The 14,217-nt window shown below is 68.3% G+C and carries 10 protein-coding genes and 1 pseudogene; 9 read left to right on the top strand and 2 right to left on the bottom strand.

Annotated features, from left to right (window positions below):
- Nucleotides 1-148 precede the first annotated feature (148 nt).
- Nucleotides 149-790, top strand: a complete 642-nt coding sequence (locus O1Q96_RS23290; protein WP_269250043.1) for a TetR/AcrR family transcriptional regulator — start codon at nt 149-151, stop codon at nt 788-790.
- A 688-nt stretch (nt 791-1,478) separates the two neighbouring features.
- Here O1Q96_RS23290 and O1Q96_RS23285 read toward each other — a convergent pair.
- Nucleotides 1,479-2,108, bottom strand: coding sequence for a TetR/AcrR family transcriptional regulator (locus O1Q96_RS23285; RefSeq protein WP_269250042.1), 630 nt, complete (start codon nt 2,106-2,108; stop codon nt 1,479-1,481).
- A gap of 311 nt (nt 2,109-2,419) precedes the next feature.
- Here O1Q96_RS23285 and O1Q96_RS23280 point away from each other — a divergent pair, with 311 nt between their 5' ends.
- The 4 genes from O1Q96_RS23280 (at nt 2,420) to O1Q96_RS23265 (ending at nt 8,656) form a co-directional block, all read left to right on the top strand.
- The gene (locus tag O1Q96_RS23280; RefSeq protein ID WP_269250041.1) at nt 2,420-4,558 is read left to right on the top strand and encodes an MMPL family transporter; all 2,139 of its coding nucleotides are present in this window, start codon (nt 2,420-2,422) and stop codon (nt 4,556-4,558) included.
- A 496-nt stretch (nt 4,559-5,054) separates the two neighbouring features.
- Entirely contained in the window at nt 5,055-5,723 is a 669-nt protein-coding gene (gene lipB, locus O1Q96_RS23275; protein WP_269250040.1) for a lipoyl(octanoyl) transferase LipB, read from the top strand.
- Nucleotides 5,724-6,555: 832 nt separating this feature from the next.
- The gene (locus O1Q96_RS23270) at nt 6,556-7,854 is read left to right on the top strand and encodes an SNG1 family protein (RefSeq protein ID WP_269250039.1); all 1,299 of its coding nucleotides are present in this window, start codon (nt 6,556-6,558) and stop codon (nt 7,852-7,854) included.
- A 232-nt stretch (nt 7,855-8,086) separates the two neighbouring features.
- Nucleotides 8,087-8,656 carry a TetR/AcrR family transcriptional regulator gene (locus O1Q96_RS23265; protein ID WP_269250038.1) on the top strand — a complete coding sequence of 190 codons (570 nt, stop codon included), beginning with the start codon at nt 8,087-8,089 and terminating at the stop codon, nt 8,654-8,656.
- A gap of 498 nt (nt 8,657-9,154) precedes the next feature.
- Here the strand turns inward: O1Q96_RS23265 and O1Q96_RS44275 are convergent.
- Nucleotides 9,155-9,271, bottom strand: a pseudogene (locus tag O1Q96_RS44275) (TetR family transcriptional regulator); the annotation flags it as partial.
- A gap of 310 nt (nt 9,272-9,581) precedes the next feature.
- Here O1Q96_RS44275 and O1Q96_RS23255 point away from each other — a divergent pair.
- The 4 genes from O1Q96_RS23255 (at nt 9,582) to O1Q96_RS23240 (ending at nt 14,172) form a co-directional block, all read left to right on the top strand.
- Nucleotides 9,582-10,397, top strand: a complete 816-nt coding sequence (locus O1Q96_RS23255) for an oxidoreductase (RefSeq protein WP_269253696.1) — start codon at nt 9,582-9,584, stop codon at nt 10,395-10,397.
- Nucleotides 10,398-10,464: 67 nt separating this feature from the next.
- Nucleotides 10,465-12,195, top strand: a complete 1,731-nt coding sequence (locus tag O1Q96_RS23250; protein ID WP_269250037.1) for a CocE/NonD family hydrolase — start codon at nt 10,465-10,467, stop codon at nt 12,193-12,195.
- 770 nt (nt 12,196-12,965) lie between these two features.
- Nucleotides 12,966-13,667: an SDR family oxidoreductase gene (locus O1Q96_RS23245; protein ID WP_269250036.1), complete on the top strand. Its 702-nt coding sequence runs from the start codon at nt 12,966-12,968 to the stop codon at nt 13,665-13,667.
- Between the two features lie 274 nt (nt 13,668-13,941).
- Nucleotides 13,942-14,172, top strand: a complete 231-nt coding sequence (locus O1Q96_RS23240; RefSeq protein ID WP_269250035.1) for a hypothetical protein — start codon at nt 13,942-13,944, stop codon at nt 14,170-14,172.
- Nucleotides 14,173-14,217 lie beyond the last annotated feature (45 nt).

The raw sequence follows: 14,217 nt of genomic DNA, 5'->3' as shown, positions 1-14,217 counted from the left end.
GAGCCCCTTTCTTGCTCTGAGCATGAGCGGAACGCCGAGCGGCAAGCGGACCTCACGCGTGTCTGACACGATGCCATGTCAGATGAACTGACAAGCTAGAGTGTCAGTTCGGAGCACACCGGTGTCAACACCTCTGCGAAGGGGAGAAATGACCGGCACACAGACCGCCGGGCGGCGCTACGGCGGACGCGACGCGGCGCAACGACAGCAGGAGCGCCGCACCCGCCTCATCCAGGCGGGCCTCGACCTGTTCGGCACGGCCGGCTACGCCTCGGTATCCGTCAAGCAGGTGTGCGCGCATGCCGGACTGACCGAGCGCTACTTCTACGAGTCGTTCCGCGACCGCGAAGACCTACTCGCCGGGGTCTACAACGAGCTGATCGCTACGATCACAGCCGAAACCGCGCAGGCCGCAGCCGCTGCCGCACCCGACGTCGACGCCCAACTGCGCGCCGGCCTCGAGGTGTTCATCCGCACACTCGCCGGCGACGCCCGCAAGGCCCGCCTGGTGCTCATCGAGGTCGTGGGCGCCAGCCCCCGCCTCGAAGTGCGTCGCCGTGAGGTCCTGCACGAATTCGCCGCACTGATCGCCGCCGTCGTCACACCGCCTCCTGGCCCGCAAGCCTCCTCCAACCGGCTCTCCATGACCACGATGAGCCTGGTCGGCGGAGTCAACGAACTCCTGGTGGACTGGACACTCGGCCACCAGAACGCCACCGTCGAAGAACTGATCGACCTGTGCTACACCCTGTTCATCGCGGCCTACCGAGCCATCAGCGATCAGCCCTGATCGCGCAGGCCTGGATTCGTTCAGGAGCTTCTGCACCGGAATTGCAGCCCGCGCCCCCTGCTCAGCGGTCCGGCGCACTCGCACTCGGCGGCCGTGTTTTCGATCAGGCAGGCTGACGGGAAACGTTGCGCAATGAACACAGGTGCGGGGCACCTGCCGATTGCCGGACGGATTCCGTACGCATCATCCACCCGGAAGCGACGCAAGGCGATCGGACTGAGCGGCCGCGAACCAGTGACGGCAGTGTTGCGTCGCGGGAGCTGATCGCGCTCACCGACGGCAAGGGTCGACTGCTGTGGGCTCGGCAGCCCGCCCCGGACGTACCTCGGAGATCACGGCCTGCCGTCATGACCGGCTCACCGTCAGGCTGCGGGCGGCCTCGGAGCCATCGCCGACCTGGGATTCATCGGGCTCGACGACAGCGGTCCCGACGCCGATCCGGCGGTGATCACCGGCTAAAAGGCCGCCCGGAACCGGCCGCTGACGCGCGGGAGAAGCTGTCCAACAAGGCCCTTGCCGCAGTACGGGCGCCGGTCGAGCCCGGCTTCGCCCACCTGAAGAACCGGCGCGTATCGGGCAGAACATTGTCCCCGTACGACTTGACGCCCTCAACGCGCTGGCACCCGAGTCGGAGGCATGGTTCGAGCTGAACCGTACGTTCAGGCTCGGAGCGGTCCCGGATCCGGACTCACGGCACGTCCGCGAACCCCTGAACCTTCCCCTCGCTCACTCGCCACCCCGCTACCAGTACCCCCAGGGCCCGCTCATAGCAGTCGGCGACCGCGAGCCCGGGCGGCTCGTTCCCTGACAGCACCAGGGACACCAGGCCATGGGCCGTTCCCCAGACCGACAGCGCGATGACCTCCGGGACGGACTCCGAACTGAACTGCCCTGCCTGCTGTCCGCGCCGCACGGCGTCGACGAGGGGCCGGTAGGTCTCGATGGCCTCACGCGGCCTCTCCGACTCGGACGGGCACTGGACGCTGCGGTCGGAGAAGAGGATCGCGTAGAGATGCGGGTTGGCGATGGCGTATTCGCGATAGACGAGCCCAAGTCGGATCACGTCGCCTGCCGGGTCGTCCGTGGGACGGATGGCTGCCAGGCGTGCGGCGAAGAGCCTCGCCGCCTCCTCGTACAGGCTGCTGAGCAGACCTGCCTTGTTGCCGAACAGCGAGTAGACCGCCGTGGTCGAGGTCTTCACGTCCGCAGCGAGCTGTCGCAGGCTCAGCGCGGCAGTGCCGCGGTCGAAGACTGTGGCGGCCGCGCGGTGCAGGAGCCGGAGCCGGAGTGCTTCGTCATGTGTCTTGAGCCTGGCCATGGCGCCATCATATTGCAACGCCGTTACGAATGCTTCTCGGTAGCGCTTGGGCTTGTTGCCGCCCGCTCCGCGCCGCACCGGGACCTGCCGTTTTCGAAACGGTCTACTCACACATATCACCAGGTCAGGGCAGCAAGGGTCGACCCTCCTTCAAGTGAGAGCTGTGCAACAGTGTTGCGTCGAGCAATAAAAACACTGTTACGGTTCGTTCGGCGCCGACCTTCGGACAGTCCTGCGCGGCGCTGGTTGACGATCTAGGAGAAGTCATGTTTGAGGGGTTTGGGCGTCTGCTCCACCGCAGGCGAAAGCCGGTGCTGATACTGACTGTGCTGTTCGCCGTCCTGTCCGGGGCCTACGGCGCTGGAGTCTTCGGCTCCCTGACACCGCTCGGCTTCCAGGACCCCGGCTCGGACAGCGTGCGCGCGGCCCACATCGCCGAGAAGGCGTTCCCTCAGCGGACACCCGACGCGGTGATCGTCTACCGCGACAAGGACCGCACCGTCGACGACCCGTCGTTCCAGCAGGCGGTCGTCAAACAGTTGGAGTCCCTGCCGAAGTCGGAGGTGACCGGCTACCTGGACTTCTGGACGACCAGGATGCCGGCGCAGGTCAGCCACGACCGGCACGCCACCTACGTCGCCCTGAACCTCCACGGCAGCAGCGAAAAGGCCAAGGAGGACGCGTACGAGGCGGTCAAGGACAAGATTGCGGCACCCGGCCTCCAGACTCTGCAGGGCGGCACGGTGCCCACAGGCCACCAGGCCAGTGAGAAGATCGAACACGACCTGAGAACCGCGGAAATCATCTCGGCCCCCGTGCTCTTCCTGCTCCTGCTGGTCGTGTTCGGCGGTCTGACCGCGGCCTTCCTCCCGCTGCTCGTCGGCGGGCTCTCCATCCTCGGGTCAATGGCCGTTTTGCGGACCATCGCCAACATCACCGACGTGTCCGTGTTCTCCATGAGTCTGGTCACCATCCTGGGTCTCGCGGTCGCCATCGACTACGGCCTGCTGATCGTCAGCCGCTACCGTGAGGAACTGGCGGCCGGCTACACCGGCGAAGCGGCGATCGGGCGCACCCTCGCCACGGCCGGACGCACCGTGATGGTTTCCGGCACCACGGTCGCGGCGGCGCTGGCCGGCCTGGCCCTCTTCCCGTCGACTTTCCTGAAGTCGATGTCGTACGGCGGTGTGGCAGCGGTCGTGCTGGCGGTGCTCTTCTCACTGGTCGCGCTGCCCGCGCTGCTCGCCGTGATGGGACCGAAGGTCAATGCCTTCCCGCTGCGCCTGAAGAAGGCAGGGCGGCCGACGGCGGCGGGCGAGGGTGCCTGGTACCGGTTCGGGCAGGGCCTGATGCGGCGGCGGTGGGTCGTGGTGGTGGGCGCGGTGGGCTTGCTGCTGACGCTCGCCCTGCCGTTCTCCAAGATCGAGTTCGGTTCCATCAACGCGCAGCAGCTGCCGAGCAGCTCCGAGGGCCGCCAGGTCTTCAACGCCATGGAGCACGACTTCGACGGCGACGCGGTGAAGTCCATCGACTCGCTGCTCGTGCTGAAGTCCGACGGGACCTCGAAGGACCAGGGCGCGGCGCTGAAGGCGTACGCCGAGCGGCTCGGCGCCACCGAGGGCGCCACGAGCGCCCGGATCACCGGAGTCGAGGGCACCACGGCCCGGGTGTCGGTCACCTACGACGGCAATCCCATCTCGACCCAGGCGCGCGACCTGGTGAACCGGCTCAAGGAGGTCCCCGAACCGCCGGGCGCCCGGGCGTACTTCGGCGGCGAGTCGGCGGTGTACGACGACACCCTGGACGCACTGGGCGAGACCCTGCCGTGGATGCTGCTCTACATCGCGGTGATGACGTACCTCCTGCTGTTCCTCGCGTTCGGCTCGGTGCTGCTGCCGCTGAAGGCCATCGCGATGAACATGCTGTCGCTGACCGCGACCTTCGGCGTCCTGGTCTGGATCTTCCAGGACGGCCATCTGCACCACCTGCTCGGCTTCGACCCGACGGGCAACATCGAGCCCAACATGCCGATCATGCTGTTCGCGCTGATCTTCGGACTCTCCATGGACTACGAAGTGTTCCTGGTGTCCCGGATGCGGGAGCAGTACGACAAGCAGAGCGACAGCACGGAGGCCGTGGCGACCGGGCTGCAGTCCATCGGCCGCCTGGTCGTGAGTGCGGCGCTGCTGATGTGCGTGCCGCTCGCGGCGATCGGGATGAGCGATGTGCTGACCATCAAGCTCTTCGGCGTCGGCATGGTGTTCGCGGTCCTGGCGGACGTGCTGGTGGTGCGCATCCTGCTGGGAACGGCCGTCATGAGACTGCTGGGCAGAGCGGCCTGGTGGGCTCCGGGCCCGCTCGCCCGCTTCTACGACCGGTTCGGCATCAAGGAGACCGACATGCCGGCCGACGACTCCGCCGACGAGCGGGTCCCCGTCGCCACGGGCTGAACCCTCCCGAGAGGCCGAAGTGCCTTCACGTGGAGCGCCCGGTTCCACCTCCACGCTCCGGGGCGACGACATCACCATGTACGTCGAAAGCCTGACGGCACCCTCTCGAGCATCGAAAACCTTCCCGCACCACCCGCCGTCCGCCTGCACCTCACCCCGGACACCGTTCCGGAGTGGCTCTACGACACGGTCGGGAAGCTCGACCTCAAGCTCCAACTCGGCCTGGACGACGCCGACATCGACCAGGCGGACAGACAGGCGGAAAAAAACTCGCCATCCTGGGGATCTACGGGTACGGAACGCCACGCTGAAGCCGGTCCCAGCGGCTGTGGCTGGTCGTGGTCATGGGGGACGAGACCTGGCCGCGGGGCTGTGTCGCGCGCACGGTGGTCTGCTGGTGCGGCGGTGAGTGCCGCGGCCGTGGTCTCTTCGTCGGGGGCGGGTTTTCGCAGGCGCGGCGCGAGGCGACGTCGCCTCAAACGGCACAGGAGTGGTAATGCAGCCAGGGGAGATGGAGCGGGTCGATCTGGGTGAGGTGCCGTATGAGGTCGCGCAGGCCGACATGGCCGGTTGGGTGGCCGAGCGGAAGCAGGGGCGTACTGGGGATCGGCTGTTTCTGCTCACCCACCCACCCGTGATCACCTGCACGGCGCGGACACCGGCCGACCAACTGCCGGAACCGGCTTCACCGATCAGCCTGGTCGAAGTCGACCGGGGAGGTCACGCCACCTATCACGGGCCAGGGCAGCTGATCGGGTATCTCGTGCTGAACGTACGCGAGCTGGGACCGCGCGGCTTGATACGACGGATCGAACACGCCCTGATCCGTGCGCTGGGATCACTCGGATTCGACGCGATACGCCGGGACACACCCCGAGGCGCCGAGAGCCTGGTCGGCGTGTGGACCCCCGACCACCGCAAAATCGCCTCCATCGGCATGCGCATCAGCGGCGGCGTCACCAGCCACGGATTCGCGCTCAACGTCGACCCGGATCTCGACGTCTACACCACGTTCACGGCCTGCGCCCTGCCCGGTGTCCGGATGACCTCGTTGGCTCAACTCGCTGCCGAACTCGGCCGGCCCACGCCCACGGAGGAGCAGGTGAGGGATGTCGTAGCCGACGCCGTAACAGCCGAGCTTGCGCCAACGCGCACACCCTCCTGAGCCGGGGCGGGCGCTTGCGTGGCGGCCGCCGTTCGCTTCCAGTCCCCGCTTCCCGCGGACCGTCGGCCACGGGCCGAATCGGCCCGGCAATTCCCGCTACTGACGCCACCGGAGAACCGGCCGTGAACTTGGCTCCGCACGGAATCGGTGTCGATCGAGCGGGTAGAGCACGGCATCGGCTTCATCCGGGCCCAGCAGATCGAGGTCATCAATCCGGAACCGGCAGGTCGCCGGGAGTCGGCAATGGCGACTGCCGGGTCGTGTCCCGCTTCATGGTGTAAGCGACCTTGCTCGGCGCGTTCCGGTAAGCCGCGCGTCGGCCACCCCATGGGACACGGCTGCCGGCCCGCTAAGCGGCTGACCTGCCGTCAGCGCCATCCGCGGTCCCGAGCCGCGCCGATGCGGCGATGACCTGCGGATTCCGGCGCCTTGATCCGCTACACCACCTGGCGGGACACCACCGCCTGCTGGGCGGGACGGCCCCGATGGGCGTGTTCGGCGCGACGGACCTGGACCGCTTGCGTGACCTGAAGCGAGCCGCTCACTCGCGGCTCGAAGCGACCAGATGCCAGGGATGGCGCCGGCAAGCGGCTTCCTGGCGCTGCTGGGATATGGGACCGCGCCTCGACTTGGAATTTGTAAACTGATCGGTTTACGATGGCTCTGAAACCGACCGGTTTCATCAGTCGGAGTCCGGCGGGAGTGCTCGATGTCCGGTTCCACGTCGACGGCCGTGTGTGCCGGGAATGAACGTTCCGAGGGTCGCCGGACCGCAATGAAGCTGTCCGCCCTTCTCCGGATATGAGTGTGTCGTCCGAAACCGGAGTAAGTCATGAGTGGGATTCACCCGTTCCGCGTTCTGCGTGCCAAACCCCTGTGGATCGCCAACGGCGTCATCACGGGCGTCCTCGCGCTGCTGTTCACCGTGTTCTATGTCGGGGCCAACATCGATCCCGTCGGCCACATGAAGAATCTGCCCGTCGGCCTGGTCAACGCCGACGAGGGGGCCGCTGTCGGCGGCAAGCAGGTCAACCTGGGGGCTCGGATCACAGAGTCGATCAAGAAGTCCACCGCGAGCGAGGGCAAGATCGACTGGAAGGTGATGGACGAGAAGGAGATGAAGGAGGAACTCGGCAAGGGCAAGCTGTACGGCGCGCTCGTCGTCCCCGCCGACTTCACCTCCGCCACCACCGCACTCACCGGCGCCGTGACCACCGGGGCCCAGGCCCGGCCGACGCTGACGGTGCTGACCAACCAGTCCGCCGGCAGTGTGGGCTCCGGTCTGGCCCGGACTGCGACGACGCAGGCGGCCGAAAGCGCCTCGCTCGAGGTGGGCAAGGAACTGACCGCCCAGGGCGGGGCCAGGCAGGCGGAACTGCCCGCCGCGGCACGCATCCTCCTGGCCGACCCGGCCGCCGTCGCGGTCCAGGATGGCCATCCCCTCGACTCGCACAGCGGCCTGGGCCTGACCGCGTTCTACTACGCGCTCGTCCTGGTGGTCTGCGGCATGCTCTCCGCCAACGTCATCAGCGGCCAGGTGGATCATGCCCTCGGCTACACCCACAACGACATGGGCCCGCTGCGCCTGCACCGCCCGCTGATCCGGGCGACGCGGGTGCAGACCCTCGCCGTCAGCAGCACTCTCATGGCCGGGCTGTCGCTGCTGATGGGGAGCCTGGTCATGGTGGGCGCGGTCGGCCTCATGGGGATGTACGCCTCCCATCTGCCGCTGCTGTGGCTGTACTCGGTGTGCGCCATCGCGGTCTCCGGGATCGGCGCGCTCACCCTCCTCGCTGTCTTCGGCACGCCCGGCATGCTGGTGGTCACGCTGGTCTTCATCGGGATGGCGGTGCCGACGGCCAACGCCACCACGCCGCTTCAGGCGCTGCCCGGCTTCTACCGCTTCCTGGCGGAGTTCGAGCCGCTGCGGCAGATCGTCGGCGGCATCCGCTCGATCCTCTACTACGATGCCCAGGCCGACGCCGGCCTGGCCCGGGGCTGGGTGATGATGGCCGTCGGCCTTGTGGCAGCCGCCCTCTTCGGTTTCGGCGTGACCAGCTGGTACGACCGCAAGGGGTTGCATCGCATCCCCGCTGAGACGGAGCCCGCGAAGACCGCTGCCCCGGCGTAGTAGAAGGCGGCTCACCCAGGACGGGGTCATTACTCGGAGTGGCCCCGGTGTGCGTCGCCCCCGTGGGGACGAGAGGCGCGCGCACCATCAGGGCTCGGCGGCGGTCTTTCCCCCAAGGCCGTCGCCGAGCCTCTGAGCGCCCTGCAGGCGTCCGCGGACGGCGAGCGTCTCCCCGACACCCCGTGGAAACCGATCGGTGTCCATTTCGTTCGATTCGAGTTAACCTCGCGGTATGACTACCGAAGTGAAGCAAAGTCCCCGGGAGCGGCTGCTGGAGGCCGCGGCCACGCTCACCTACCGCGACGGCGTCGGCATCGGCGTCGAGGCTCTGTGCAAGGCGGCGGGGGTGTCGAAGCGCTCCATGTACCAGCTGTTCGAGAGCAAGGACGAACTGCTGGCGGCGAGCCTGAAGGAGCGTGCCGCTGCCTTCGTGGCGAGGGCCCTGCCCCCAACGGATGACGGCCGTTCCCCCCGCGAGCGGATCCTGTACGTCTTCGAGCGGGTGGAGTCGCAGGCGGTTGCGCCCGACTTCCAAGGCTGCCGGTACCTGGCTGTGCAGATCGAGCTCAAGGACCAGACCCACCCCGCGAGCCGGGTGGCCCACCAGATCAAAGCGAACCTGACGTCCTTTTTCCGTTCCGAGGCCGAACAGGGTGGAGCAAACGATCCCGACCTGCTGGCCCGGCAGCTCATCCTGGTATTCGACGGCGCCAGCGCCCGCGCGGGAATCCAGGCCGACAACCTGGCCGGGCTCATCGCGCCCACGGTGGTCACCCTGCTCGATGCGGCAGACATGCGCTGATCCGCCCCGTCTTCGAGCAGGGTCGGCGACCGAAGTGCTCTTTCGGGTTGATGCCCGACTCCGCAGCCGGAGTAGCGCCCAGGGCCTCACGCCCCTGCTTCCCGGCAATCGGAGGGAAACCCGATGGCCGTAAGAGTGTTGCCGAGCATGCCGCAAGAAGCTCGTGGTCGCGTGGACATTGGCACCCAGCGACAGGTGCACGCCTTCCCGCGATCTCATCCAGCCGGCCCGGACGCGTTCGCCCGTCCGGCCGTCGCCCTCTGCCTCGGCGGCCGCGACGACGGCGTATCCCTGCATCTGCATCAGGAGCGATTCGGGGCGCGCCGAGATCAGCCGCGCGTACATGCCCGCCAATGCGCCCAGAGCCTGCTCGCTGCCCTCCATCCCCTCGGCCGCCCGGTCGAAGGCCATGCGGGTGTCTTCCCTGCTCCGCGCCAAGGCGGCGACGAAGATCGCCTTTTTGCCCCGGAAGAACCGGAAGAGGTGTGGCTGCGTGACGCCGACGAGTTGCGCGATCGCCTCGGTGGAGGTGCCGTAGCAGCCCTTGAGCGCGAACTCGGCGATCGCTGCGCGGACGACGCTTTCGCGCCTCGCCTGCGCATTGAGCCTGGCCATGTGGCCATGCCGTCGTTGTGGCAGGCGCCCGTCGGTTTGCGTCTGCCGGCAGGGCGCCTGACCGGGCTCCGGTCCGCAGGGCCCTTGTCGCGGCCGACCGCCATGAGCCGGGCTCCTGTCTGTCGCACGTCATAAACAGCGCCCCGACCCACCTTGGGCGAGACGCCGCAGCCGCCGCGCAGCCCGATCCGCCTCAGCGCGCAGACGGTGGCGCGGCCCGCATCGGGTCGACGCTTGAGCTTGCGCTTGGAAACCGATCAGTTTACGGTGAATGGAAACTGATCAGTTTCTGACGAGTAAGGCATCCATGATGACGACGAACCAGCCGCTGGCGCTCGTGACGGGAGCGTCATCCGGCATCGGGAAGGAAACCGCGCTCGCCCTGGTCGCAGCCGGATTCAACGTAGTCGGCACAAGCCGTGACACCTCACGCGTCTCCCCGCTCGACGGCGTGACGTTCCTCGGGCTCGACGTCGCCAGTGGCGCCTCGGTCTCCGCAGCGGTCCAGGAGGCGAGCGAGCGGTTCGGGCGGATCGACGTCCTGGTCAACAACGCCGGCGTCGGCTCGATGGGTGCGGCCGAGGAAACCTCCGTCGAGCAAGCCCAGGGCGTCTTCGACACCAACGTCTTCGGGGTCATGCGCATGGTGAACGAGGTCCTGCCGCACATGCGCGCCCAGCGACGCGGGCGCATCATCAACATCTCGTCCGTTCTCGGGTTCCTGCCCCAGCCCTACATGGCCGCCTACGCCGCCTCCAAGCACGCGATCGAGGGCTACACCGAGTCCCTGGACCACGAGGTCCGTGACCACGGCGTCCGGGCGCTCATCGTCGAACCCGCCTACACCAGGACCGGATTCGAGGCCAACAGCGCGAAGCCCGACACCCCCCTGCACGCCTACGCGAACCAGCGGCTCACCATCGACCGCGTGATGGCGGACGCGATCAGGGACGGTGACGCCCCCGCCGTCGTCGCCAAGGCGATCGTCGCGGCGGCGACCGACGCCAAACCGAAGCAGCGCTACACCGCCGGGCCCCTGGCCGGACGTGCGCGCATACTGCGCCGCTTCGCTCCCGCCAGGGTCTTCGACAAGCAGATCCGCAAGATGAACCAGTTGGCCGGCTGACGCCCGCCCGCACTCAAGTACCCCGCAGGCAAAAGACGTTCAGACGTAAGACGTAACGGAGCGGCACATGGCGGAGATACAGATCGGGTTCGACGTTCCGGCAGAGATGCGTGACGGCACGGTGCTGCGCGCGGATGTCTACCGGCCCGGCGGTACGGGGCCGTGGCCGGTGCTGTTGGCCCGGCTGCCGTACGGCAAGCAGACCCCGATGATGGGCGTCGTACTCGATCCGCTGGCGGCGGCGAGGCACGGTTTCCTGGTGGTCCTGCAGGACACCCGTGGCCGGTTCGCCTCCAAGGGTGAGTGGGAGCCGTTCACGTATGAGGAGAGCGACGGCTACGACACCGTACGGTGGGCCGCCGCGCTGACCGGCTCGAACGGCTCCGTCGGCATGATTGGTGGCAGCTACTTCGGCAACACGCAGTGGATGGCGGCGTTGTCGAAGCCGCCGGAGCTGAAGGCCATCGCGCCGATGATCACCTGGTCCGACCCGGACGACGGGCTGTGGACGCGTGGCGGTGCGATCGAGCTCGGCCTCAGCGTGCCCTGGTCGCTCCTGCAGGGGGCCGACACCCTGATGCGCCGTCACTCCACCGACCTCGACGGGCTCGTGAACGGCATCACCGGGCTCGTGCAGGATTTCGACGGCTTGGCGAGCGGTGGTTACGGGGAGCTGCCCGCAGGGCGGTTTCCCGCGTTCGCCCGGCACGACCTGCCCGAGCTGGGTTATGAGCGGTCCCGGCGCGAGCCCGAGTGGGCGGCGTCATGCACTGTCGCGGGCCGGCACGGCGAGGTCGAGCTGCCCACCTTCCAGGTCGGCGGCTGGTTCGACGTCTTCAGCCAGGGCACGCTCGACAACTTCGCCGCGATGCGCCGCGCCGGCCATTCCGCCACGCTGGTCATGGGCCCGTGGACCCACACCAACTGGCGGCACGTGGTCGGTGACGTCAACTTCGGGTTCGGCGCGCACTCCGACTACATGGGCATGCGCGGACGCGTGCACGACATGCAGTACGACTGGTTCCACCGCACCCTCGGCGAAGGCGGCGAAGGCGGCGAAGGCGGCGAAGGCGGCGACGGTGGAGCTGTGGAGCCGGACACGGGCACGGTGCTGCTGTTCGTCATGGGTATCAACCAGTGGCGCGAGGAGACGGAATGGCCCCTGTCGCGGGCCGCGGACACGGACTTCCACCTGCGCGCGGACGGACGCCTGACGCAGGAGCCGCCGTCCGCCGCCGAGCAGGCCGAGGAGTTCACCTACGACCCCCTGGACCCGGTGCCGACCACCGGCGGCGCGATTCTCATGGGTGGCGGGCTCCTGAACGCCGACGAGTTCCGTCCCGGGCCGCTCGACCAGGCGGCTGTGGAGGCGCGCGAGGACGTCCTGGTCTTCACCACCGAACCGCTCACCGAGGACGTCGAGGTGACCGGCCGGGTCCGGGCCGTGCTCTTCGCCGCCACGGACGGACCCTCGACCGACTGGGTGGCACGCCTGTGCGACGTCGACGAGTCGGGCGTCTCCCGCAACGTGGCCGACGGCATCGTGCGGGTGCGTGCGGCGACACCGGGCGAGGCGGCTGAGCACGTCGTGGACCTGTGGTCGACCAGTATCGCCTTCAAAGCGGGTCACCGGATACGGGTCCAGGTCACCTCCAGCAACTTCCCCCGCTGGGACCGCAACCTCAACACTGGCGAACCCGAGGAGAGCGCGACCACGGCCCGAGTGGCCCGCCAGCGCGTCTTCCACGACCCCGCCCGCCCCTCCCGCATCGTCCTGCCGGTGATTCCGGTTCCATAAGAAGCACCGGAGATGCACGCGGCGGACATGAGCGACTCCATCTCGCACAGGGTGATCCTCAGCACTATGTCCGTCGAGCCGCCACAGTCGTGGGATTGACCGTCATCCACCGGCCGCATCCGTTTCCCTCCCAACGCACCAGCGACCGGGTCGCCTTTGCATGCGGCGTCGAGGCGACCGGCGCGGTGCCGCGGCGGCGACAGGTGACACAGGGAGGGCCGGATCGGGGGCCGGATCATCCCACGACTCTGGTGCGTGGGCTCCAGTTCAGGCAGGGTGGGTGACCCGTCTGTACGGCGCCGCGCGCCGGCTCCCGCGGACTGGGCCGCCCCTCGTCGCGACGTCGCGTCGCGACAAAGGCCGTCGGGGCCGTCGGGCCTGTTCCCTGTCGTCGCGCGCCTCGCCGACCCGCCCGCCGTACTTGGTCACCGACCCCAGGCCAGACTCGCAAGGGTGCGCGGCCGAGCACGTCGGCGACACCGAGCCGTGCGACACGCCACTCCTCACGTCACTCCGCTGAACTCCGCCCGAGGTCCAGCCAGGCCACGTCGATCACTGCCGACGGACTCGCGGCTTTCACCGGCCTGAGCCCGTCGAGTACGGACTTCGCAGATGGACATGAAGCCAGCCAGCCCCTGAAGCCTGAACTCTGTCCGACTCCACCTCGACCCCGCGTGCCGTGGGCATCCGCGCTCCACCCGACTTGCATCACGAAACCGATCGGTTTACGGTGGTGAAACCGATCGGTTTTCATCTTTGTGGAGGCAGTCATGACAGCAATCAAGGGCGCCAGCGTCTTCGTCACCGGAGGCAGCCGTGGCATCGGCAAGATGCTGGTCGAGGAGCTCTACGTGCGCGGGGCCGGCAAGGTCTACGCCACGGCCCGTGACCCGCGCACGGTGACTCACCCCGATGCCGTCCCGCTGGCGCTCGAGGCCACCGACCCGGCATCCGTGGCGGCCGCAGCCGAGCAGGCCCAGGACGTCACCATCCTGATCAACAACGCCGGCGCCTCCGTCCGCGCTTCGTACCTCAACTCCCCGATGGAGGACGTGCGTCGGGATCTGGAGACCAACTTCTACGGGCCGCTGCTGGTCACCCGGGCCTTCGTGCCGGTCATCGAGCGCAACGGCGGGGGCCACATCCTCAACGCCCACTCCGTCCTGTCCTGGCTTGCCGACGGCACGCCCTACGGCGCCTCCAAGGCCGCCCTGTGGTCGCAGACCAACTCCCTGCGCCTGGAGCTTCAGCCTCGCGGCATCGCGGTGACCGGGCTCCACATGGCCTACGTGGACACTGAAATGACCTCGGGTCTCGACGCACCCAAGGCCGACCCCCGCGACATCGCCGTGGCCGCACTCGACGGCATCGAGGCCGGAGCACACGAGGTGCTGGCCGACGACACCACCCGCTGGGTCAAGTCCCAGCTGTCCTCCGACCTGGAAGCCATGTACGCCCAGCTGAAGAAGTGACACCACCCGCGTTGTCCAGAGAGCCCCGTGTGGACAGCTCGCCCACCCACCGCTTCGCCGGTGCCAGCGGGTTCCGGCTGCACATCGCCGAACACGGGCAGGGCCGCTGGTCCTCCTGCTGCACGGCCGGCCGGAGAGACTGGTGCTCCTGGCGTCACCGGTTCCGGTCGCTGGGGTCGGCCGGGTACCGGGTCGTCGCTCCCGACCAGCGCGGCGACGCCGGGAGTCACCCGCTCTCCCGGCGTCGCCGACGGACGACGACATTCCGGCGTACGTGCAGGACTTCGTCCTGCACGACGGGCGGGCGTTCACCGGAGTCTTCGACGGGTGCCGGAACATCGAACGCTACAACGAACTGCTCGCACCCTTCCGGGGTCTCGGGATCGACGGTCCTGCGCTGTATGTGGTGGGAGCCCGCGACCTGGTCACCGCGCTGCGTCCCCCGGACCGGGGCACCTCGCTGAGCGAGATTTCCGTGGCCAGGGCGGGTCGGGCAACCCGCTGACCGCTGCCGCGCCTCAACTGCAGGACCCGGCGGTGCTGCCGGGTT

Source organism: Streptomyces aurantiacus (genome assembly GCF_027107535.1).
Lineage (GTDB): Bacteria > Actinomycetota > Actinomycetes > Streptomycetales > Streptomycetaceae > Streptomyces.
The sequence above is the reverse complement of the archived record's forward strand: the minus strand, read 5'-3'. Positions and strand labels throughout refer to the sequence as shown.

Excerpts from the sequence above, each read along its gene's own strand:
- O1Q96_RS23290 (WP_269250043.1), top strand. The coding sequence starts at position 149 with ATGACCGGCACACAGACCGCCGGGCGGCGCTACGGCGGACGCGACGCG.
- O1Q96_RS23285 (WP_269250042.1), bottom strand. The coding sequence starts at position 2,108 with ATGGCCAGGCTCAAGACACATGACGAAGCACTCCGGCTCCGGCTCCTG.
- lipB (WP_269250040.1), top strand. The coding sequence starts at position 5,055 with ATGCAGCCAGGGGAGATGGAGCGGGTCGATCTGGGTGAGGTGCCGTAT.
- O1Q96_RS23270 (WP_269250039.1), top strand. The coding sequence starts at position 6,556 with ATGAGTGGGATTCACCCGTTCCGCGTTCTGCGTGCCAAACCCCTGTGG.
- O1Q96_RS23265 (WP_269250038.1), top strand. The coding sequence starts at position 8,087 with ATGACTACCGAAGTGAAGCAAAGTCCCCGGGAGCGGCTGCTGGAGGCC.
- O1Q96_RS23255 (WP_269253696.1), top strand. The coding sequence starts at position 9,582 with ATGACGACGAACCAGCCGCTGGCGCTCGTGACGGGAGCGTCATCCGGC.
- O1Q96_RS23250 (WP_269250037.1), top strand. The coding sequence starts at position 10,465 with ATGGCGGAGATACAGATCGGGTTCGACGTTCCGGCAGAGATGCGTGAC.
- O1Q96_RS23245 (WP_269250036.1), top strand. The coding sequence starts at position 12,966 with ATGACAGCAATCAAGGGCGCCAGCGTCTTCGTCACCGGAGGCAGCCGT.